At 68.4% G+C, this 21,839-nt stretch carries 23 protein-coding genes; 17 read left to right on the forward strand and 6 right to left on the reverse strand.

Annotated elements, in window-relative coordinates; all coding sequences use genetic code 11:
- The first annotated feature begins 59 nt into the window (after positions 1-59).
- Entirely contained in the window at positions 60-686 is a 627-nt protein-coding gene (gene rplQ / locus CA982_RS06150; RefSeq protein WP_086534447.1) for a 50S ribosomal protein L17, read from the forward strand.
- Positions 643-1,581, forward strand: coding sequence for a tRNA pseudouridine(38-40) synthase TruA (truA, locus tag CA982_RS06155; RefSeq protein WP_086534448.1), 939 nt, complete (start codon positions 643-645; stop codon positions 1,579-1,581). Before rplQ ends, truA begins: the two co-directional genes overlap by 44 nt.
- 107 nt (positions 1,582-1,688) lie before the next feature.
- Here the strand turns inward: truA and CA982_RS06160 are convergent, their stop codons facing one another.
- The 3 genes from CA982_RS06160 to CA982_RS06170 all read right to left on the reverse strand — a co-directional run bounded on the left by CA982_RS06160 (position 1,689) and on the right by CA982_RS06170 (position 4,031).
- Positions 1,689-2,312 (reverse strand): TM2 domain-containing protein, encoded by a 624-nt coding sequence (locus CA982_RS06160; protein ID WP_086534449.1) that lies wholly within the window; start codon positions 2,310-2,312, stop codon positions 1,689-1,691.
- A 77-nt stretch (positions 2,313-2,389) separates the two neighbouring features.
- Positions 2,390-2,932: a hypothetical protein gene (locus CA982_RS06165; protein WP_086534450.1), complete on the reverse strand. Its 543-nt coding sequence runs from the start codon at positions 2,930-2,932 to the stop codon at positions 2,390-2,392.
- 34 nt (positions 2,933-2,966) lie between these two features.
- Complete coding sequence (locus CA982_RS06170) at positions 2,967-4,031, reverse strand: alpha/beta fold hydrolase (protein WP_086534451.1); 1,065 nt, start codon at positions 4,029-4,031, stop codon at positions 2,967-2,969.
- A 258-nt stretch (positions 4,032-4,289) separates the two neighbouring features.
- On the opposite strand from CA982_RS06170, the gene CA982_RS06175 reads away from it, so the two are divergent.
- Positions 4,290-4,925 carry a DedA family protein gene (locus tag CA982_RS06175; protein WP_086534452.1) on the forward strand — a complete coding sequence of 212 codons (636 nt, stop codon included), beginning with the start codon at positions 4,290-4,292 and terminating at the stop codon, positions 4,923-4,925.
- Between the two features lie 155 nt (positions 4,926-5,080).
- On the opposite strand, the gene CA982_RS06180 is transcribed toward CA982_RS06175, so the two are convergent.
- Positions 5,081-6,499, reverse strand: a complete 1,419-nt coding sequence (locus CA982_RS06180; RefSeq protein ID WP_425269039.1) for a MinD/ParA family ATP-binding protein — start codon at positions 6,497-6,499, stop codon at positions 5,081-5,083.
- Between the two features lie 639 nt (positions 6,500-7,138).
- Between CA982_RS06180 and CA982_RS06185 the strand changes: the two genes are divergently transcribed.
- The 11 genes from CA982_RS06185 (at position 7,139) to ahcY (ending at position 16,017) form a co-directional block, all read left to right on the forward strand.
- Complete coding sequence (locus CA982_RS06185; RefSeq protein WP_086534511.1) at positions 7,139-7,519, forward strand: hypothetical protein; 381 nt, start codon at positions 7,139-7,141, stop codon at positions 7,517-7,519.
- An 8-nt stretch (positions 7,520-7,527) separates the two neighbouring features.
- Positions 7,528-7,839, forward strand: coding sequence for a YbaB/EbfC family nucleoid-associated protein (locus CA982_RS06190; RefSeq protein WP_086534454.1), 312 nt, complete (start codon positions 7,528-7,530; stop codon positions 7,837-7,839).
- A gap of 59 nt (positions 7,840-7,898) precedes the next feature.
- Entirely contained in the window at positions 7,899-8,207 is a 309-nt protein-coding gene (locus CA982_RS06195) for a type VII secretion target (protein WP_086534455.1), read from the forward strand.
- Positions 8,208-8,266: 59 nt separating this feature from the next.
- Complete coding sequence (locus CA982_RS06200) at positions 8,267-9,496, forward strand: hypothetical protein (RefSeq protein ID WP_425269040.1); 1,230 nt, start codon at positions 8,267-8,269, stop codon at positions 9,494-9,496.
- Positions 9,493-9,804 carry a PE family protein gene (locus tag CA982_RS06205; RefSeq protein WP_086534457.1) on the forward strand — a complete coding sequence of 104 codons (312 nt, stop codon included), beginning with the start codon at positions 9,493-9,495 and terminating at the stop codon, positions 9,802-9,804. Before CA982_RS06200 ends, CA982_RS06205 begins: the two co-directional genes overlap by 4 nt.
- Before the next feature lie 99 nt (positions 9,805-9,903).
- Positions 9,904-10,965, forward strand: coding sequence for a PPE domain-containing protein (locus tag CA982_RS06210; RefSeq protein ID WP_086534458.1), 1,062 nt, complete (start codon positions 9,904-9,906; stop codon positions 10,963-10,965).
- The gene (locus CA982_RS06215; RefSeq protein ID WP_086534459.1) at positions 10,962-11,786 is read left to right on the forward strand and encodes an ESX secretion-associated protein EspG; all 825 of its coding nucleotides are present in this window, start codon (positions 10,962-10,964) and stop codon (positions 11,784-11,786) included. The genes CA982_RS06210 and CA982_RS06215 overlap by 4 nt, the downstream gene beginning before the upstream one ends.
- 118 nt (positions 11,787-11,904) lie before the next feature.
- A complete protein-coding gene (locus CA982_RS06220; protein WP_014927790.1) occupies positions 11,905-12,228 on the forward strand; it encodes a WXG100 family type VII secretion target in 324 nt (107 codons plus the stop codon).
- Between the two features lie 45 nt (positions 12,229-12,273).
- Positions 12,274-12,576: a WXG100 family type VII secretion target gene (locus CA982_RS06225; RefSeq protein WP_086534460.1), complete on the forward strand. Its 303-nt coding sequence runs from the start codon at positions 12,274-12,276 to the stop codon at positions 12,574-12,576.
- A 306-nt stretch (positions 12,577-12,882) separates the two neighbouring features.
- Positions 12,883-14,439: an amino acid permease gene (locus CA982_RS06230; protein WP_086534461.1), complete on the forward strand. Its 1,557-nt coding sequence runs from the start codon at positions 12,883-12,885 to the stop codon at positions 14,437-14,439.
- A gap of 108 nt (positions 14,440-14,547) precedes the next feature.
- A complete protein-coding gene (gene ahcY / locus CA982_RS06235; RefSeq protein WP_086534462.1) occupies positions 14,548-16,017 on the forward strand; it encodes an adenosylhomocysteinase in 1,470 nt (489 codons plus the stop codon).
- An 81-nt stretch (positions 16,018-16,098) separates the two neighbouring features.
- Here ahcY and CA982_RS06240 read toward each other — a convergent pair whose 3' ends face one another.
- Positions 16,099-16,749, reverse strand: a complete 651-nt coding sequence (locus CA982_RS06240; protein ID WP_244176148.1) for a hypothetical protein — start codon at positions 16,747-16,749, stop codon at positions 16,099-16,101.
- A gap of 217 nt (positions 16,750-16,966) precedes the next feature.
- Complete coding sequence (locus CA982_RS06245; protein WP_086534464.1) at positions 16,967-17,620, reverse strand: dTMP kinase; 654 nt, start codon at positions 17,618-17,620, stop codon at positions 16,967-16,969.
- Between the two features lie 113 nt (positions 17,621-17,733).
- On the opposite strand from CA982_RS06245, the gene mtrA reads away from it, so the two are divergent.
- The 3 genes from mtrA to lpqB are packed head-to-tail and all read left to right on the forward strand — an operon-like array spanning position 17,734 to position 21,838.
- A complete protein-coding gene (gene mtrA / locus CA982_RS06250) occupies positions 17,734-18,420 on the forward strand; it encodes an MtrAB system response regulator MtrA (protein WP_081487056.1) in 687 nt (228 codons plus the stop codon).
- Entirely contained in the window at positions 18,417-20,093 is a 1,677-nt protein-coding gene (gene mtrB / locus CA982_RS06255; RefSeq protein ID WP_086534465.1) for an MtrAB system histidine kinase MtrB, read from the forward strand. Before mtrA ends, mtrB begins: the two co-directional genes overlap by 4 nt.
- Positions 20,090-21,838 (forward strand): MtrAB system accessory lipoprotein LpqB, encoded by a 1,749-nt coding sequence (lpqB, locus tag CA982_RS06260; protein WP_086534466.1) that lies wholly within the window; start codon positions 20,090-20,092, stop codon positions 21,836-21,838. Before mtrB ends, lpqB begins: the two co-directional genes overlap by 4 nt.
- The last annotated feature ends 1 nt before the right edge of the window (position 21,839 follow it).

A 21,839-nucleotide genomic window follows, 5' to 3' on the forward strand; every position in this document is an offset into this window, starting at 1 on the left:
GTTCGCACACACCCCTGACTTCCGCATCGAGTGATGCGGGGTCCTCCTAGGAGAAGACAATGCCCAAGCCCACCAAGGGACGCCGCCTCGGCGGGTCGGCCAGCCACCAGAAGGCGATGCTGGCGAATCTCGCCACCTCGCTCTTCGAGCACGGCCGCATCACCACCACGGAAGCCAAGGCCAAGCGCCTGCGTCCGTACGCGGAGAAGATCATCACCCACGCCAAGGCCGGCAAGCTGGCCAACCGCCGTGAGGTGCTGAAGGACATCCGCGACAAGGACGTCGTGCACACGCTGTTCGACGAGATCGGCCCGTTCTTCGCCGATCGTCCGGGTGGCTACACCCGCATCATCAAGACGCTGCCGCGCAAGGGCGACAACGCCCCCATGGCCGTGATCGAGTTGGTGCGCGAGTCCACCGCGTCGAGCGAGGCCAGCCGCGCGACCCGCGTCGCCGCCTCCAAGAAGGCCGCCGAGGACAAGCTCGACGCCACCGAAGAGGTTGTCGCCGACACCGATCCGGCTGATGGCGCGGACAACGTGGTGGAGGCCGTCGAGGCCGACGCCACCGATGCCGAGGTCGCCAACGCCGAGGCCGTGGCCGAGGCCGTCGACGACGAGTCCAGCGCGGCGACCGCTCCCGATGCCGAGGCAGCCGGAGCAGACGTCGACGGCGACAAGAAGTAGTCGACTGAGTCGAGAATCGCAGACCGAACCCGTCGGCCCGGATCCCGGTGCCGGCGGGTTCTGTCGTCTGCGCTTCGACATCTCCTACGACGGAACCGACTTCGCCGGGTGGGCACGGCAGATCGGTCAACGCAGCGTCTGCGAGGAGTTGGAGAGCCGGTTGTCGACGGTGCTGCGGGTTCCGGTGCGACTGACCGTGGCTGGTCGGACCGACGCCGGTGTTCATGCGACGGGGCAGGTCGCACATGCCGACGTCCCGCGGACCGCGCTGGAGACCAGATCGATCGGCGGCGATCCGGCAACGCTCGTCGGACGACTGGCGAAGATGTGTCCCGACGATGTCCGGGTGACGGCGGTGCGTGTCGTCCCGGCGGATTTCGATGCCCGGTTCTCGGCGCTGCGCCGGCATTACCGGTACCGGTTGACCGACGCGCGCTGGGGTGCCGAGCCGGTGGTCGCGCGGACAACCGCCACGTGGCGCCGACCGCTCGACGTCGACGTGTTGAATGCTGCCTCGTCGGAGTTGCTGGGACTCAACGATTTCGCGGCGTTCTGTCGTCGGCGCGAAGGCGCGACGACCATCCGGGACCTTCAGCGATTCACCTGGACTCGGGATGCCGACGGTGTCCTGCTCGGCGAGGTGAGCGCAGACGCGTTCTGCTGGTCGATGGTGCGTTCGCTGGTCGGCGCGGTGGCGAGTGTCGGTGACGGCAGACGCGATATCGATTGGTGCCGTGGGCTTCTCGACGAGCGGGAACGCAGCAGTCAGGTACCCGTCGCCGAAGCCCGCGGGCTGTGCCTGGTCGGCGTCGACTATCCCGCCGACGACGAACTCGCCGCCCGTAACACCGTGACCCGCGACGTGCGTGGGTCGATCGGCTGCTGCGGAGGCTGACGCGACGACGCCCCTGACATCGGCCCTCCAGGAGCCGGCCGGCGACGATACGTCGGCGGTGGCTCTCTGGTGGGCGGCTCTCAGGGGCGTTGTGGCGACTGTGGCGGTTAGTTGCCGAGCTTGAGACCGTTCTTGTCGCGCACGTTGCCGGTCAGCATCATGATGCCGTCGATCAGAGCCCACACGGCCACACCGAAGACGATGAAGATCCCGACGATGAAAATCGCGGTGATGTACCCGAGGACGGTCAGACCGAGCTGGATGGCGCCCGTGGTGTTGTCGCCGATGTAGAAGCGGCCGACGCCCAGGCTGCCGAGGAAGATCTGCAGCAGGCCGGCGACGAGCTTGGACTTGTCGGAGAGCGGTTCACCGGTGGCCGGGTCCCGTCCGTACGGCGCGGTGGGGTCGGGCGCGCCACCATAGCCGTACCCCGGTGCCGCGGGATATCCGCCTTGCGGTGCCCCGTACTGCTGGGGTGTGCCGTACTGCTGCGGCGCCCCGTACTGCTGCGGTGCGCCGTACTGCTGGTTCCCGTACTGCTGGCCCCCGTACTGTTGTCCGCCGTACTGGGGAGTGTCGAAGCCGGGTTGGGACGTGCCCGCCGCGCCGTGGTCCGGACCCGTCGGCTGTTGGGTGGAGTCGGTGCCGTAGGACGGCGCCGGGTCGGCAGACGGTGGCTGCTTCACGAACGGGTCGTCGGGCTTGTCGCCGGAATTCTCTGGTGTGGTCATCGGGTGGATCCTCCTCGTGGCTTGGGTGGAAACGGTGTGTTCGGGTCGACAGTGGGAGTGACGTCGGACGACTCGACTCAGACGGCGGCGGCCAGTTGGCGTGCGTAGTACACGCGACCGGAGACGTCGCTCATCGCCCAGGGTGACGTGGCCGGGATGTTGGTGACGTGCATGACGCCGCCCGCGCCCCGGACGCGTACCTGGATGTAGCCCGTCGTGCGCCGTTCTTTCATCAGCAAGAACAGCAGACTCAGGAAGCAGACCAGAAAGAACCCGACCAGCGCCAGCACCAGGCCCGTCTGCGACATCTGTTCGGAGGACACGGACATGTCGGTGACCTCCCACTGCGAACCCGCGAGCGGGAATGTGCCCGACGGCGTGATCACATAGTGCTGCGTGCACGTGATGTCGCCGATGACCACGAGCGGCGGTTCGGGCAGGGCTGCGGCACCCGCGTCGACGTAGGGGTTGCCGTACACGGGAGCCGGGCCGGTGCTCGGGAATCGGGCCGGATCGGAGTAGTCGGCGGGGGCCGGCACGAATCCGGGGCTGGAGTCGTACGCGTTCGGCTGATGGGGCAACGGACGTGTGCCGTGATCGCCACTACCCGGGTAGGTCATCCAGCAATGGTGGCATACGCGTGTGTGTTTCGGGTCAGGTGGCGTTGCGCTCGTCTTCGAAGGCCTCGAGTACCTCGTCGACGGTGTCGTCGTCCCCGACGAACTGCTCCGGATGGGCGCCCTCGGACATGAGGTGCCGCCAGTTGAGGGGGTCGAACTCGACCGGCGCGTGGCGCGAGATGAAGTCGATGACGATCCGGCAGAAGCGCTCCGGGTCGTCGTGGAACGGGAAATGCCCTGACCCCGAGAAGGTCTCGAACTCGGAGTGGGGGATCGCCGAATGCGCCAGCTCGCCGTGGTGATGGGGGATGACGATGTCCCGGTCGCCCCATATGAGCAGGACCGGCAGGCGCTCGGTGAGGTAGCAGCGGTCGAGCATCGTGACGGACTGCCCGCGCCAGTCGACGACGGCGCGCAACGTGCGGAGGAAGGCCGCCGACGCGGTCGGGTCGGCGAGCCCGCCGAGTACCCGCATGAGGTCCTCGTGGTCGGCCAGCAGATGTTCGGGCGTTGCCGAGGACGGGAACAGGGGCGGGACCGGGGCGGCGACGATCGCTTTCGCGAGCGTCGTGAGACCGGGGACGACGCCGGGGACACGGAGCACCGACAGCACCTGCGGGACGACGGGCAGCGAGAACAACCGCAGGGCGGGATTGACGTCGCGGGTGACCCCGCCGGCGGCGACCAGCACCAGGCGCTCGACGAAGCGCGGGAACTGATAGCAGAACTGCATCGCGACGCCGCCGCCCAGTGAGTGGCCGACCACCGTCACCTTGCTGATCCCCAGGACGACGAGAAGGTCGCGCATCCCGTTGGCGAAGGCCGGCACCGAGTAGTCGGCGCGGGGCTTGTCGGAGTTCCCGTGCCCGAGAAGGTCGGGAGCGATGACGGTGTAGTGCTGCGCCAGGATCGGGATGACCTCGTCCCACGTCGACGAATTGTCGCCGATGCCGTGGATGAGCAGCAGCGCGGGACCGCTGCCGGCGATCCGGTAGGCGCGCCGGTAGCCGTGAATGGTGTGGTACTCGACGCGGACGTCGGTATCGGACACCGGGCGCAGTGTCGGACCGGGCGTGGTCGGGGACGAATCCCGCTGCATCGTGGGCACTGCGTCTCCCCTCGGTGTCGCGCGTGCAGACATCAGGTCGCGTCGTCGGCGACGGGCCCCCGCACATGACAACGGTCGTTGTGCTCCTCTGACGTCGAGTAAACCGCATCCCCGGTCGTCGTGCGCGTCGGGTCCGGACCTGGCGGGCGTGACCGGGGGTTACCGGGACCTGAATGCTTGCCGACGCCTTGCACGTCGAACCGTTCCCAGGGCCCGGGCAGGCCTCCTGCGCCACTACTGTGGGATGTGATGAATCCCTTCGACATCGAGTCCTTTGTGGCCACCGGTGGCCTCATCGGTCTGTGCGTGCTGGTCTTCGTGGAGACCGGCATCCTGGTCGGGTTCATCTTTCCCGGTGACTCCGTACTCTTCACCGCAGGCGTGTTCGCCGCGCAGCCCGACCCCTTCGCGCCACTGTGGTTGCTGTGCGTCGCCGTCCCGCTGGCAGCGATCATCGGCGACCAGTGCGGCTACTTCATCGGCCGCCGCGTGGGCCGCGGTGTGGTCGAGGGCAAACTGATGCGCACCATCGGACCCGAGTACCTCGCCAAGACAAACCACTACTTCGACCGCTTCGGGCCGCTCACCGTGTTCTTCGGCAGGTTCATCGGCATCGTCCGCACTCTCACCCCGCTGGTCGCCGGGTTCAGCGGCATGCCGCACCGCACGTTCACCTTCTTCAGTGTGCTGGGCAGCTTCGTCTGGGCGGCCGGGATCATCTTGCTCGGTTACTTCCTCGGCAACGTCCCGGTCATCCGCGACAACATCGAGATCTTCATCATCGCCTCGGTGCTCACGATCGTCGTGCCCACCTTCATCCACCTCGCACGCCGGTGGCGGCTGGCGCGGCGGGACCGGCGAGCGGACCGCTCGGAAGCCGCCTAGGCGTCTACGCCCTTGGGTGCGATCCACTCGGGGTAGGTCGGTGGTGCGGGCGCTGGTCTGACTGCAAAGTCGGTCATGCTTACCCCGTCCCGGGCATGATCTCGTGAACTATGCCAACGGCAACGACATGAGAACGTTTGCCATCGTGAACATTGTCACCGTAGGAACGGCTCCTCCCGGTGTCCCGGACCTCCGGAGAAATCGTCGGCGATGGTGGCCGCCAGCTCGACGAAAGAACGCTTCGTCGGCTTCGACATCAGTTCCAGATCGACATCCGCGCCTTCGGCGAGATGATCGTCGAACGGGATCTTGTGGACGGCGCGGCATCGCGTGAGGAAGTGCTGGCCCAGCTGGTCGGTGTCGATGGTCGACGAACCGGGTCGCGACGAGCTCAGGACGACGACGGCCCGCGAGACGAGATGTCCGAACCCATGCGCCTCCAGCCAGTCGAGGGTGGCCCCGGCGCTGCGAGCACCATCCAGAGCAGGAGAGCTGACGAGGATGATCATGTTCGCGAGATCCAGGACGCCGTTCATCGCCGAGTGGCTCAGGCCGGTGCCACAGTCGGTGATGATGATGTTGTAGAACCGCTGGAGCACGGTGATGACGCCGCGGTACTCCTCCTCGTTGAAGGCCTCGGCCATCGCCGGATCTCGTTCGGAGGCAAGGACTTCGAGTCGGCTCGGCGCCTGCGAGGTGTGCGCCCGGACATCGGAGTAGCGGTAGACGTTCTCGTCGGCGAGCAGGTCACGGACCGTCGACCGTGTCTGTTGCGGAATCCGTTGTGCGAGCGTCCCGAGGTCGGGATTGGCGTCGACGGCGATGACGCGGTCGCCACGCAGTGAGGCGAACGTGGAGCCGAGGCCGACGGTGGTCGTGGTCTTGCCGACGCCGCCTTTGAGCGACAGTACGGCGATGCGATAGTCCCCGCGGACCGGCCGGTTCACGCGTTCGAGCAACTGTTGATACTCGATGTCGCCCTGCGACTCGCCGGGATTGATGGCACCTGCCGACAGCGTGTGCACCGCCCGACGCCACCCGCGGCTCGGAGCACGACGGGCCTTGCGGATCAGCGCGACCTCGTCGAGCGACGGGCCTCCCGGCGGCGGCCCGTATCCGTGCTGCATCGGCTGCCCGGGGAATGGCTGCCCAGGGTGGTTCGGCCCAGGGTGGTTCGGCCCAGGGTGGTTCGGCCCAGGGTGGTTCGGCGCGGGGCCGGACCCCACCGGTGCGGGACCCGCGTGCGGTGGAGGTTGGTGACCGGCGACCGGGGTCGGCGGGAGCGACTGCTGAGACGGTCCCGGATCGGCAGCAGGATGGGAACCGGGGGGAGGGGGCACAGGTGAACCGGGCGGCGCGAAACGGGGGTCGGCGTGCTGCGGTGGCATACCGGGCGACGGCGACGGCACGTTGAACTGGGCGGGACCGAACTGATCCGGACCGAAATGATCCGATCTGGGGCCGGGCGGCCACGGGGGCGCGGTGGGATTCGTGGGTGGCGGAACCTCGGGACGGAATCGCGGCGGCGGGGTCCCGTTGGCTTGGGGATCGGCCGGCTCGGCTCCGGGGTGCATCGACGGGCCGAATCCGCCGACAGGCGGTTGCGGGAAGTCCGGCTGATCGGACACCGGCGCGACGGGGTCGGTGTCGGCCTCGGGTCCCGAAGGAGTCGGCGCGCCGACAGATGCTCCGCTGTCATTCGGGCGAACGGACGGTTGGGGTGGTGGCGGCCCGGGGTCGCTGGGCGGCGGTGCGAACTGCAGCCACGGCGGCGGCGCAGGTGCATCGGCCTTCGGGCCGTCTGCCCCAGGTCCGTCGGGCCTCGTGGGGTTCTCGTACGTCATCGGGGAATCCTCTGGTCAAGCGGCCGGGCGCCGATCGCGACTGGCTGCGAGTTCGGCGAGGCGTACGCACATCCACCCCGTTGTCGATCAACCCCGGCTGCGTCCTGCGGCAGTGTACCCAAGGCCGTCGGCCTGGTCCGGACGAGATCCACAGACCGTCGGACCGCACACGTTTGGCATTGCGTATCGCAGGTGTGGTGGCCTTCACGCGAGTATGGCAGTATCAGGCACTCACACATGTGCGCAGCGGGGTGCGCGGCTCTTCACGGATCCGCATGTGGGAGGTCTGGTTCCGTCGAACGAGAATTCGATGGAACCGAAAGGGACCCCGGCTGCGTCATATTCGGCGTGAAGGGGGTGCAGCTTTCCATGACCTACTCCGACGAGTCTCGGGATCCCGTCGACGGTGACGCCGGCGACCCGTGGGCGGTGATGCACGAGTTCACGACCGCTCGATCCCGATCCGGCGGCCTCGGCGTCCGAACCACGGCCCAGGGCCTGCCCGTATCGGTCCGTATCGAGTCGTCTGAGCTCGCCAAAGACCCAGCACTCCTCGCCGCGGACATCCTCCGGCTCTGTCAGCAGGCGGCGATGTCTGCCGGCATCCGACTCCGCGAGAACCTGTTGGCCTCCGGCATCGATCGAGACCTCGTGCAGGAGATGCAGTTGCCCCGGCCCGACGACCTGGCGCGGGCCGAGTGGCGCGACGACGAGGAAGCCGACGCCCCCGCGACGTGGTTGCAGCGATGACCTGGGGAATGGATGAACTCGAGGCGCGTGCGCAGCGCCAGCTGGACGGTTTGCACGACTTCCAGGAGAAGTTGCGGGCGATCTCGGTGCGCGAGACGTCGGCCGACGGCCTGGTCACCGCCGAGGTGGACGGCAAGGGCGCGCTCGTCGATCTGCAATTCGGTTACGGCGCCATCGAACTCGGCGCGAGCCGGCTGGCCGACCAGATCGTGACGACCGCTGCGTTGGCCGCCCAGAAGGTCTACGCCCGGATCGCCGTGGTGACCGAGGAGTTCAACGAGTCGTTCGGCGACATGTTGGCTGCCCGTCCGGCCGAATGACGAACCGGCCGACATTGACATCGTTTCCATCAGACTGACAATCACGAGGGGGTTCGAGAATGACGAACGTCAAGGTGACACCGGAGGTGCTCGAGGGCTTCGCCGCCACGAATGCCGCGATGGCCACCGCGGTGGGCACCGCGGGATCCATCGACGCTGCGGCAAACACGGCAGCGATGGTCCCCGTCTTCGGGCTGATCGGCCAGGAGTTCCTCGCCGCATTCATCGCGGCGCAGGCCAGTCATCTCATGTCGGTGGGGCAGCTGGCGGCCGTACACGCGGCCACCGCCGCATCCACCGCAGCGGGCCTCGCCGAATTCGAGGGCACCGACGCCTCGAGCGCCGCGGCCATCGGCTCGGTGCTGTGACGGTCCCACCGCAGACGCCGGCACTACCGGGCATCCCCGATGTGCCGGCCCTGAATCACATGACGGTGCAGCAGATGATCGAGGCGACGCCGCTCGGGCCGATCCTGGACCGAACCGTCGCCGACGTGCTCGGCGGGATGGGGTTGCCGCCGCTGCCCGTCCTGCCACCGCTGCCGCCGATGCCGGGACTGCCGCCGTTGCAGCCGCCGAATCTCGACATGTTCATCAAGCCGATGACCGACCTCCTGGGGGGATTCGGCAGCGGTGATCTCGCTGGCGGTGGCTTCGACCCGACGATCATCTTCGAGAGCCTCACCAAGGTCCTCGAGACCTCGATGACCATGGGCCAGAGTGCTCTCAAGCTCGCCGACCAGCTGTGGACGGGCCAGGGCGCAGTGAGTGCCGGCGCCAAGACCGCCGAGGCCGGCGCCAACAGCTCGGCGCTTGCCACGCAGGGCTCCGGGATCTCCCTGGACACCAAGACCGCTGCCGCGATCGTCGCCAAGGGGCTCGCGGTCGTGCAGGGGATCATCGCGGCCACCATCGCGAAGATCACCAGCCTGGCGGTCCCGATGATGATGACACCGGCAGTCGGTGCGGGCTTCGCAGCCGCGGCCGGGTTCGCCTCGATCGGGCTTTCCCAGGCCACTGCCGCGGTCGCCGTCACCCGGGCCGAGTTGCTCGGTCCGACAACCGCGATGGCGGTGAACGGTGCGCCGGTCGCGGTCACCGGGGCACCCACCGCCGGCGCCGGACAATCGCCGTTCACGCTGGCCAGCTCGATTCTCGACGTCGTGTCGCCGGCCATGTCCACGGCCACCGAACTGCCGACCTCCCTGATACAACCGATCAGCAAGATGCTGAACGTCGATCACGAGTCGCCGGCCGTGGTCCGGGCCGCGCTGTCGCCGAAGACCAAAGGCGGCGTGGGGGGAATCATGACGCCGCTCAGTGCTTCTCGTCCGACCGTTCCGACGAACTTCTCGCTCGCGGAACCCGCGCTCGGCGGTGCCTCGAGTGCCAGGCCGATGACGACGACGCCCGCCGCGATGCCGATGGGCGGCGCTCCGATGGGGGCGGCCGGTGCCCGCGGTGCGGGCGCGGCGGACGACCAGCACGCCGTTCCCGACTATCTCGTCACCGAGGACAACGGCCGCCGCGTGGTCGGAGACTCACCGGAGGTCGCACCGGCTGTCATCGGCTACGAGGAAGCCGCCGACCGCGATCCGAGCCCGGACATCGAACTCCGACTGGGCGTACCCGGTCCGAAACGAAACGAGGAAGTATGAGCAACTCCCGACTCCGCGTCGAACCAGCGGAACTGATCTCGGCGGCAAGCGACCTCGATCGGATCGCCGATCGGCTCGAACTGGCGCTCACCGGCGCCGGCCGCGCGCTTCCGGTCGCGGCTCAGGGCCGGGACGAGGTGTCGACCGCGGCGGCCGCGAGTTTCACCGCAGTCGCCGACAAGTTCGAGAAGGACACGGCCACCGGTGCTCTCGAGATGCGAAAGATCGCTGCCGTGCTACGGGCACAGGCCGCGGGTTTCATCGAAGGCGACGCCGAGGCATCGGATGCCTTTCGGGTGGCGCTGTAGAGGTCGCCCGAACCATCCCGCGTAGCCGACCTCGTTGAGCTCACCGACATTCCACCGCTCACCACCGACATTCCACCGGCGCCCGAAGGGAGGCACTCGATGATCGGATTCACCGGAGTCAACTGGGACGCACGGCCGACCGAACAACTCGCGGCCGACCTCGGTGCGGGCCCGGGCCCGTCGCCGCTGGCGGAGGCCGGGATGGCGTGGGCGGCACTCGCGACCGAGGTCGGCGAGGCCGGTGTCGAATTCGCCGCCGTGCTGGCCCGACTCGGCGTGCACTGGCAGTCCGCGCAGTCCAGCGCCGCCTTCGAGAAACTGACGCGGTTGGCACCATGGTTCGCCGACGTCGCGGCCGCGGCCGTCGAGAACGCGGCGCGTGCCGAGTCCCAGGCCGCGGCCATCACCGTCGCACGGCTCAACATGCCTGACCTCGCGGAGGTCGACGTCGTCGAGAAGTTGCACGAGATCGCCACCACGGCCACCGCGGTCGCGCCGATCATCGCCGGCGCCGCAGCCCAGGCCGAGCGTGCGGTCGCGCACCAGCGCATGCGCGCCGCGCGGGTGATGCAGACGTATGAGAGCGCCACCGAACCGGTTGCCGCGCCGTGGGAATCGGCGCAACCGGCGCCGGTGCTGGTGTCCGGCGAGCCGCTCGCTGCCGAGCAGGCGGCCGCGGCGCGGGCATCCGCACCACCCCCGCAGCCCCCGGCCTCCGTGGCGCCTCCCGGTGTGGCGATGCCCGTGGGCCTCGGGGGAGCGTTCCTGCCGCCGCCCGAGAAGCTCAAGTACGCACCGACCATCGTGGCGAGCGGCTCACCGCAGGTCGCCCCTACGACGCCCGGCGGCGCGCCGGCGACGTCGGCTCCCAGCCAGGGTCCCGGCGTACCTCCTCCGGTGACCCCCGGCATGGCGGCAACGGACCGAGGTGCAGTCGTCCGCACGGTCGCCGCCGATGCCGCCGATCTCGACTCACCGGACGCGCCGACGTCCTCGGCGAGTGAATCCGTGGAGCAGCCGGCCACGTGGGCCGAACTGGCCACATCGGATCGTCCGGCCGCACATTATATCTCGGAACCGGACGCACTCGACCGTCCAGATGTCGATCCGCGATACCTGTCGGAAACCCTCATGCTCGGCAACCCGGGTGAGCGCCGATGATGCCGATCACGCACGACGCCGGAATGGTCGTCGACGCCGCGGTCCTGCGCAGGCTGGGCGAACGCTTCGGGGTTCAGACCTGGCCGGTCGTTCTCGATCTGGGTGACGTCGAGAATGACGGCGCCGAAGCGGAACCCATCGCGACCGCCGACGCCGACGCGAGGATCGAGGCACTCGGACTCGTCGAGCACGGCGAGGTGTCGGCCTGGGCTGGGACCGTGCTGCGGGTGCTGGCGCAACCATGGCGCGAGATCGAGATCCGTTCGTACTCCGAGGATGCCGTTCGCCGAATCTGTCTGGCGCGCAACGGTCTCGACCATGTGTTCGTGAAACGCACCGGGCCTCGGGTCGAGGTCACGGTCGTCGATGTCGCCGACGTCGAGGCACTCGCCGGTGTCGTTCGGGCGCAGTTCGACGCATCCGGATCCGATGCCTCGTCACCGGCCGACTTCGGTGCCTTCGCGGCTCCGTCCGACGAGGTCGTCGACCGGCTCGGGCGCTGCCGGACGGGGATCGAGACAACCGACGCCCTGCACGCGCTGGGAGCGACGCCGACTGATGCGGCCGTCGTGTCGGCCGCCTTCGCGTCGTGCCGGACGCGCACCGAGATCGTCGCCTCGATGAACGAGGACGGGCGATTCGCTCAATCTTCTGGGACTGTGGCGGTTTTCGACACCGATCGGGGTCGAATCGTGTCCAGTCCCAGCAAGTCCCCGGACGGTCGGGTGTGGACCACCTTCTCGCCGGGAACGGGTCATCGAATCGCACAGGCCGTCAGCCTGTTGATAGAGACCCTGCCCGGCGGGAAATGGATGCCATGATCCGCATCGGGGGATTCCGCGGAACAGACCGCCGCGGGAATCAACTGTCAGGGGTATCTGTGTCACGGATACCAACGGGGGCATCGCCAAACGGTGCCGTTACACAGGAGGAGCACTCATGCTGAACTTGCCCGGAGCAGGCGGCGGCGCCGGCGTCACCGTGAACGTCGCGGACGGACAGGCCACCGCAGCCAAGGTAGGCAGTCTCGTCGAGGACATGAAGGCTGTCATCAACCAGATCGCACAGCACGCCGGTAATGCGACGCCGACATGGCAGGGCTCGGCCGGTGTCGCGTTCGATGGCACGCACACCGACTGGAACAAGGCCGCGCTGACGATGAATCAGCTGCTGGAGCAGATCAAGACCCAGCTCACCAACGGCTTCGCCGGCTACGAGGATCAGGATGCGGCCGCGGCACGCGGATTGAACACCAGCGTCTGACATCGGCCTGCCTTCTCACCTCCACGTTCTGCGAAAGGAATCACCATGAACGGCTCGATCAACTACGACTTCGCCGCCCTCGGCGATCTCAGCGGCGGCCTGCGAGCTGCCTTCACCCGTCTCGAGGACCTCAACACGCAGCTCAAGGCGCAGGTCGCGGCGCTCGACGGGAACTGGAACTCACAGCAGGCCAAGGCTGCCTACGTCGATGCGCAGGGCGCCTTCGATCGCATCTTCACCCAGTCACGCGACTCGCTGACCTCGCTCGAGCAGGGTGTCAGCAACGCCAGCCGCGTCATGCAGGACACCGACGCAGCGATCGGAACGGGTTTCCGCGGTCTCGTCTGACCGCCGAACCTTCGTATCGCTCCGACGCCAGACGGGGACCCTGCGGGCACCGCGCCCGTGGGGTCCCCGTCCACGTCGACTGCCTCCCACCCCGCAGAGCGGCATGGGTCCGGCGCGGGCCGAGGTTTCCGGTGCCGGGCAACCGGGAAAGGAGCTTCGCACGCCGACGGACACGCCTTTACGGATGCGCTTCGATCCGAACATCGTTCGGATAGCGTAGGCATTCGCTCCAGGCGAGTTCGTCCTCGTCGCACGACCGCGTGCGGGCCAGTGACTCTGGTTTCCGCCGGACCATGGGAGGACCCGATGAGTAGCCCGTTCAGGCGCGTCAAGTCGGTCGAGCAATCGATCACCGACACCGACGAACCCGATACCAGACTCCGCAAAGACCTGACCTCGTGGGATCTGACGGTTTTCGGCGTGGCCGTCGTGGTCGGCGCCGGGATCTTCACCCTCACGGCTCGCACCGCAGGCAATCTCGCCGGGCCCTCGGTGTCGTTGGCCTTCGTGCTGGCGGCCATCGCGTGCGGGCTCGCCGCGCTCTGTTACGCCGAGTTCGCGTCGACGGTGCCGGTCGCCGGGAGCGCCTACACCTTCACCTTCGCGACCTTCGGCGAGTTCATCGCCTGGATCATCGGGTGGGATCTGATCTTGGAGTTCGCGCTCGCCGCCTCGGTGGTCGCCAAGGGATGGTCCCTCTACCTCGGCAACATCCTCGGGGCATCGGCGTCGATCGAGATCACCGACTCCATCAGTTTCGACTGGGGTGCGGTCCTGCTCATCGCCGTCCTGACGGTCCTCCTCGCACTCGGAACCAAGTTGTCGTCGCGGGTGTCGCTCGTCATCACGACGATCAAGGTGTTCGTTGTCCTTCTCGTCATCGTCGTCGGCGCCTTCTACATCTCGGCGAAGAACTACGACCCGTTCGTTCCCCCCGCCGCTCCGCCTGCCGAAGGCGAGTCGGGTCTGCACCAGACGCTGTTCTCGGCGATCACCGGCGCCGAGGGCAGCACATTCGGGTGGTACGGCCTGCTCGCCGCCGCGTCGCTGGTGTTCTTCGCGTTCATCGGCTTCGACGTCGTCGCCACCACTGCCGAGGAAACCAAGAACCCGCAGAAGGCGATGCCACGCGGCATCCTCGGGTCGCTGGCGATCGTGACCGTCCTCTATGTCGGCGTCAGCCTTGTCGTCTCCGGCATGGTTCCGTACCCGGAGCTGGCCGACAGGACGGACCCCGCCACCGGGGAGGTGTCCGGGTCGACCCTCACCACCGCCTTCGAGTACCACGGTGTGACCTGGGCCGGCTGGGTCATCAACCTCGGTGCCCTCGCCGGTCTGACGACGGTCGTCATGGTGCTGATGCTCGGCCAGACCCGCGTCGGATTCGCGATGGCCCGCGACGGCCTGCTGCCCCGGTCGTTGGCTCGTACGGGCAAGCGCGGGACGCCGGTGCGATTCACCATCCTCGTCGGCGTCGTCTCGGGTGTGCTCGCGGCCTTCTTCCCGATGGGGACTCTGGAAGAGATGGTCAACATCGGTACGCTCTTCGCGTTCGTCCTGGTGAGCGTCGGAGTCATCGTCCTGCGCCGGACGCGGCCCGATCTCGAGCGTGGCTTCCGCGTGCCCCTCGTCCCGCTGGTACCGATCCTGTCGATCCTCGCGTGCCTGTGGCTGATGCTGAACCTCTCGGTCGAGACCTGGATCCGGTTCGTCGTGTGGATGGTCCTCGGCGTCGTCATCTACTTCGCCTACGGCTACCGCAAGTCGGTCTACGCGCGGCGCGAACGCGGCGAGCTGGTGGGCGAGGCCGATGCCTCCGCCCCTGGGGTGGCCGCCGAGGACGGTCCGTCGCGGGGTAGCTGAGCTCCGACGCCCCTGCCCCTCGGAACCGGCCGGTCGTTCCGATAGCCTGGATCGAACGCATTCGCGCCTGCATCTTCAGGCGCCCGACGCGAACGACAAGGGGATCAGATGACGACTGCTCAGGACGAGCTGAAGGCCGACAGCCGCAACGGAATCGACTACAAGGTGGCCGACCTGTCCCTCGCGGACTTCGGCCGCAAGGAGATCGAGCTCGCCGAGCACGAGATGCCCGGACTCATGGCACTGCGACGCGAGTACGCGGACGTGTTGCCGCTCAAGGGGGCTCGGATCTCCGGCTCGCTGCACATGACCGTGCAGACCGCCGTTCTCATCGAGACCCTGACCGCGCTCGGTGCAGAGGTCCGCTGGGCGTCGTGCAACATCTTCTCCACCCAGGACCACGCCGCCGCGGCCATCGTGGTCGGCCCCCACGGCACCCCGGAAGAGCCGAAGGGTGTGCCGGTCTTCGCCTGGAAGGGCGAGACGCTGGAGGAGTACTGGTGGGCGGCCGAGGAGATGCTGACCTGGCCGGGTGAACCGGCGAACATGATCCTCGACGACGGCGGTGACGCGACGATGCTCGTGTTGCGCGGCGCCGAGTTCGAGAAGGCCGGTGTGGTCCCGCCCGCCGAGGACGATCACCCGGCGGAGTACAAGGTGTTCCTCGAACTGCTGCGCAAGCGATTCGAGACCGACAAGGGCAAGTGGACCGCGATCGCCGAGTCGGTCCAGGGCGTCACCGAGGAGACCACCACCGGTGTGCTGCGGCTGTACCAGTTCGCCGCCGCCGGCGACCTCGCTTTCCCGGCGATCAACGTCAACGACTCCGTCACCAAGTCGAAGTTCGACAACAAGTACGGGACCCGGCACTCGCTGATCGACGGCATCAACCGCGGCACCGATGTCCTCATCGGCGGCAAGAAGGTGCTGATCTGCGGCTACGGCGACGTGGGCAAGGGCTGCGCGGAGTCGCTCGCCGGCCAGGGCGCCCGTGTCCAGGTCACCGAGATCGACCCGATCAACGCGCTGCAGGCGCTCATGGACGGCTTCGACGTCGTCACCGTCGAGGACGCGATCGGCAACGCCGACATCGTCATCACCTCCACGGGCAACCTCGGCATCATCACCCTCGAGCACATGCGGGCGATGAAGCACCAGGCGATCCTGGGCAACATCGGCCACTTCGACAACGAGATCGACATGGCCGGACTCGAGCGGTCGGGCGCCAAGCGCATCACCGTCAAGCCGCAGGTCGATCAGTGGATCTTCGAGAACGGCAAGTCGATCATCGTGCTGTCCGAGGGGCGCCTGCTCAACCTCGGCAACGCGACCGGTCACCCGTCGTTCGTGATGAGCAACAGCTTCTCGAACCAGGTGATCGCCCAGATCGAGCTGTGGACGAAGACCGACGAGTACGACAACGAGGTCTACCGCCTGCCCAAGCACCTCGACGAGAAGGTCGCGCGAATCCACGTCGAGGCACTCGGCGGGACGCTCACCAAGCTCACCAAGGAGCAGGCCGAGTACATCAACGTCGACGTCGAGGGCCCCTACAAGCCCGAGCACTACCGCTACTGATCTGCAACGAGAAAGGGGCGTCCCACCGCGGTGGGACGCCCCTTTCTCGTACGGTGCCGGTTGTGGTCAGGTGCAGGCCGGTCAGGTTCCGATGTCGGGTTCGGCGTCGGGGCAGTAGATCCACGAACCCTGCTCCTTGAGGAACCGCTCCCGCGACTTCTCCGAAGCCGTTCTGTCCGTGCCTTTTTCGAGGTGAGACACGACTTCGGACTGGGCGACGTTGCCGTCGAAGGCCGTGTCGAGGAAACCGTCGAGGACAATGTCTCCGCCGTCGGCGGGTGGTGCCTCGGTGATCCGCTCGCGTGACTGGGTGCACACCGCGGCGCGCATCCGGCCGACGTCGCGCGCATTGCGGGCGGTGATGTAGGCGAGCAACGCGGAGCGGATCTCCGCCAGCGCCGTGTAGTCGGTCGATTCCGGCTCCGACCCGGACCCGCTCGGCGACGGGTCGCTCGACGTCGAGGTCGGGGCCGATGAGGGTCTCGACGTGCCCGCGGCCACGGAGTCGCCCGACGACGATCTGCTCACGACGACCGTCACCACCAGGGCGATCACCGCGACGACCGCGACGCCGCCGAGCGCACACGCGACGATGACCCCGGGGTTGCGTCGAGGTGGTGGTGGTGGTGGTGGCCCGGGCGGACCACCGAAGCCAGGAGTCCCGGGTCCGGGCGGCCCGTACTGGCCGGGGATGAACGGCGGACGGCCGTACGGAGCCCCGGGCGGCGGCATCGGCCCGCGTCCGGGCCGGGGGCCGTAGCCACCGGGTCCCGTCGGACCGGGGTAGGGACCTCTCGGACCTTGCTGACCCGGGCCCGGCCGGCCTGGGCCGGGTGGACCGTAGGGCGGCGGCCCACCACCAGGTGGAGGTGGCTGATAGGTCATGGAACGCCTTCCGCAATCGTTGGTCCAAGGCTATCGAAACGGTTCGATGAGAGCACCGGACGAGTCATTCGGTCGGTGCCGTCCGGCCGGCGCTCAGGTCGTCGGCCAGATCCTGGATGTTCTCACCGTCGAAGCGGTACCAGGGTGACATCCACGCGGTGTCGGCGAGCTCGCGGTACACGGCGTCGACGCGGCGCTGGAGGGCGCCGTCGCGCTCGTAGGCGTCTCGGGCCCGTGCCGCGTCCTTCTCGGCTCGGGCCGCGGCGCGCTGCATCGCGACCTCCGGTGCGACCCCGAGCAGTACATGGCGGTCGGGGACGGGCATGCCGAACCGTCCGAACTCCAGGTCGACCACCCAGCGCACGACCTCACCGGCAGCGTCCTGCTCGAGCCGCGCCGCGTTGTACGCGGCGTTGGAGGCGACATACCGATCGAGGATCACGATGTCGTGGGCGTCGGTGGCGGCCTGGATGTCGTCGACCGCGCCGGCCCGGTCGAGCGCGAACAGCAGCGCCATCGCGTACACGCTGTTACGGAGATCGCCATGCGAACCGTGGAGTGCCTCGGCGGCGATGTCCGCGGTCGCCGAGCGGCCGTAGCGTGGGAACGTGAAGGTCGCCACCCGCAGGCCGGCCGCCGACCACCGCTCGATCAGACCGGTGACCAAGGTGTTCTTGCCGGCGCCGTCGAGTCCTTCCACGGCTATCAATTGACCCACGCGGGGGAGTCTAGGGCGTGTCGGCAAACACGCCCCAGAGGCGTGGAACCAATCGGGTCAGAACGTCCGTCCCGGCGCGTCGATCACCACGGTTTCATCACGGTGATGTCACCATTGACATCATGAAGCCCCGCATCCTTGTCGTGGACGACGACGCCGCGCTCGCCGAGATGCTGACGATCGTGCTGCGCGGCGAGGGTTTCGAGCCCTTCGTGGTGGGCGACGGCACACAGGCTCTGACCGCCGTCCGGGAGATCCGTCCCGACCTCGTGCTCCTCGACCTCATGCTGCCGGGGATGAACGGCATCGACGTGTGCCGGGTGCTGCGCGCCGACTCCGGTGTGCCGATCGTGATGCTGACCGCGAAGTCCGACACCGTCGACGTGGTGCTGGGGCTCGAGTCGGGCGCCGACGACTACATGGTGAAGCCGTTCAAGCCGAAGGAACTGGTCGCCCGAGTGCGCGCTCGACTGCGCCGGACCGACGAGGAACCCGCAGAGCTCCTGTCCATCGGGCCGGTGGAGATCGACGTCCCGGCGCACAAGGTCACCCGCGATGGCGTGCCGATCTCCCTGACCCCGCTCGAGTTCGACCTGCTCGTCGCGCTCGCGCGCAAGCCCCGCCAGGTCTTCACCCGCGATGTCCTCCTGGAACAGGTGTGGGGATACCGGCACCCGGCGGACACTAGACTCGTCAACGTGCATGTCCAGCGGTTACGCGCCAAGGTCGAAACCGACCCGGAGAATCCCGAGGTCGTCCTGACGGTGAGGGGGGTCGGCTACAAGGCCGGCCCGCCGTGATCGGTCGATCTCGACGACGGGTCAACAGCACTCTCGGACGCTTCACCCGCACCGCCGGCGCTGTCGGACGTGCCTTCGGGCACATCTGGCGGCGCTCGCTGCAGTTGCGGGTCGTCGTGTCCACGTTGGTGCTGTCGGTCGTCGTCCTCCTCATCCTCGGCTTCGTCCTGGTCACCCAGATCACCGACCGGCTCCTCGACGTCAAGCTGGCGGCGGCGACCGAGGAGATCGACCGCGCCCGCATCTCCGTGGAACGCGACCTGTCGAGCGGCGCGGGCAACATGTCGGTGCAGAATCGCCTGCGCCAGACGCGATCGCTGCTCACCGACCGGGATGCCGACACCGGCCAGGCGTCGGGCGCGGTCGGTGCCTTCGACACCGTGCTGCTGGTGCCGGGGGGCTCCGACAACGGGGTCGCGAGCGGTGTCGGGCCCACCGCCGAAGTGCCGTCGAACCTGCGCGACATGGTGCGCGGTGGGCAGGTGGCCTACCAGTACACGCAGGTCCCCGACGGGACGGGCGGCAGGGCGCCGGCCCTGATCGTCGGCAGTCCCACGAACGCCTCGGTGCCCGGCCTCGAGCTGTATCTCGTGTTCCCGCTGACCGCCGAACAGAACACGCTCGACCTCGTCCGCGGGACGTTGCTGACCGGCAGCATCGTGTTACTCGGTCTGCTGGCCGCGATCGCCTGGCTGGTGTCGCGGCAGGTCGTCATCCCGGTGCGGTCGGCGTCGCGGATCGCGGTGCGGTTCGCCGACGGCCGCCTCAAGGAACGCATGCCGGTCCGTGGTGAGGACGACATGGCCCGGCTCGCGATGTCCTTCAACGACATGGCCGAGAGCCTGTCCAAGCAGATCACCCATCTCGAGGAGTTCGGCGGGCTGCAGCGTCAGTTCACCTCCGACGTCAGTCATGAACTGCGCACGCCGCTCACCACCGTCCGGATGGCCTCCGACGTTCTCTACGAGGGCCGCGAGGATCTGGACCCCGTCCGCAAGCGTTCGGTGGAGTTGCTCGACAAGGAGCTCGACCGGTTCGAGACGCTGCTCAACGAACTCCTGGAGATCTCGCGCCACGACGCCGGTATGGCCGAACTCGCCGCCGAACGGATGGACATGGCGATCCCGATCGACGGCGCCCTGGCCACCGTGGGCCATCTCGCCGAGGAGACGGGCACCGAGCTCATCCTCGACCTCCCGGCCGAACCGGTCCTGGCCGAGATCGACCCGCGTCGCGTCGAGCGCATCCTGCGGAACCTGCTCGCCAACGCCATCGACCACGGGGAGCGGAAACCGGTGACGCTGACCATGCGTTCGGATGGTGACGCGGTGGCGATCACCGTGCGTGACCAGGGCATCGGATTGCGACCGGGGGAGGAGAAGCTGGTGTTCAACCGATTCTGGCGTTCCGACCCGTCGCGATTCCGGCGCTCGGGCGGTACCGGTCTCGGGTTGGCCATCAGCATCGAGGACGCGCGCCTGCACCAGGGTCGGCTCGAGGCGTGGGGCGAGCCGGGTAAGGGTGCGTGCTTCCGGCTGACCCTGCCGCTCGTGCGCGGTCACAAGGTCCTCGGCTCGCCGCTGCCCCTGAAATCGGTGGGCACCCTGCAGCGCACGTCCGCGCCCAAGGCGACCGGGCGTGCTCCGGGGAGCCCGGGAGTGGGTGCCGAATGACCCGGTCATCCCGGTCGGCCGGCGGCGTGGTCGCACTGGCCCTGTCGGTCGCGGCGCTCCTCATGCTCGCCGCGTGCGGGGCGATCCCCAACGACTCCTCGCCACAGCCCATCAAGTCGTTCGAGCGGGAAGGGGCGACCAACGCGGTCCCGGTGCCGCAGGCCGACATGGACCCCGAGGCGCTGGTGCGGGCCTTCCTCAAGTCGACGGTCGATCCCGATTCGGCTCATCGCGCAGCCCGGGCGTTCCTCACCCCGGTCGCCTCCCAGCAGTGGGACGACCGCGGGGACGCGCTGATCGTCGACGAGATCAACACCTTCGTCGACCAGCGCAACGAGGATTCGGTGCGGATGCGGCTGATCGGCGACAACGTCGGGACCCTCAAGTCCGACGGCCAGCTGCTCCCGGCCTCGGGGCGGGTGGAGACCAGCATCAGCCTCACCCGATCCGGTGACCAGTGGCGGATCGACGGGCCGTTGCCGAACGGCACGATGATCGACCGCGACCAGTTCGACAGCACATACCGTCCGGTCTCGCTGTACTTCAGCGACCGAACCGGCCGGCGCCTCGTGCCCGACCCGCGCTGGCTCTATGCCGGACAGGCCACCGACCCGACGGTGCTGGTGAACCGTCTGATCGCCGGACCCGCGTCGGATCTGGCGGCGGCCGTGGACAGTGGCTTCCCCAACGACGCCGCGCTGCGGGGGCCGGTCGTGGGCCTCGCCGGCGGCGGGGTGCGGGTGGATCTCGACGGTATCGGGAGCGCGCCGGCCCGCGATCGCACCGTGCTCGCGGCGCAGATCATCTGGACCCTCAACGGCGCCGACATCTCCGGGCCCTACGTCATCGACGCCGACGGCGCCCCGCTGGCCGCCGAGCGGGCCTCCGGATGGCAGACCGCCGATGTTCGGGCCTTCGACCCGAACTCCGTACCGACCACTGATGTCGGGCTCAACATCGTCACCGGCGGAGCCCTGCGCGCGGTGACCGACACCGCGACCGTGCCGGTTCAGGGACCGCTGGGGTCCGCGCGTGATCTGCGTTCGGCGACGATCTCCGACAACGGGGCACGGGTCGCCGGGGTCCGCGGCCCGTCCGGTCCCGACCGCAGACTCGAGTTGGTGATCGGTGACTACGGCGGCGACATCGGCCCGATCGTCGGCGGCTCGTCGATCACCCGTCCGTCGTTCGGCGCCGACGAGAACACCGTCTGGGTCGTCGTCGACGGCAAGCCGGTCCAGTGGCAGCGCGACGACGAGGGTACCCAGACGGTGCCCGTCGAGGCGTCGTCGATCCCGACGGTGGCGCGCGGTGCGATCACCGAGATGCAGGTGGCGCCGGACGGTGTGCGCGCCGCCCTGGTGGTCGGCGGCCAGATCGTCTTCGCCGTCCTGTCGACCAACGCCGAGGGCCAGGTGTCGCTGACGAGTCCACGGATCGCGGCCTACAACATCGGCAACCGCGCGGTCTCGGTGGACTGGGCCTCGCCGACGACGCTGATGATCGCGCGCGAGGCGCCGGAGTCGCCGGTCGTCCAGCTGTCGATCGACGGCACCCCGGCCGTGGGCCTGCTGAGCGGGAACGTGTCGCCGCCGGTGCGGGCCGTGGTCGCCAACACGTCCACGATCTATGTGGGCGACCAGCGCGGGGTGCTCCGCCTGGGCAGCAGCAACGGACAGCCCGATCAGTACTGGACCGAGGTCGAGCCGGCGATGATCGAGGGCGCGATCCCGGTCCTGCCCTGAC

This window comes from Gordonia lacunae (assembly GCF_002149015.1).
In the GTDB taxonomy this organism is placed as follows: Bacteria; Actinomycetota; Actinomycetes; order Mycobacteriales; family Mycobacteriaceae; genus Gordonia; species Gordonia lacunae.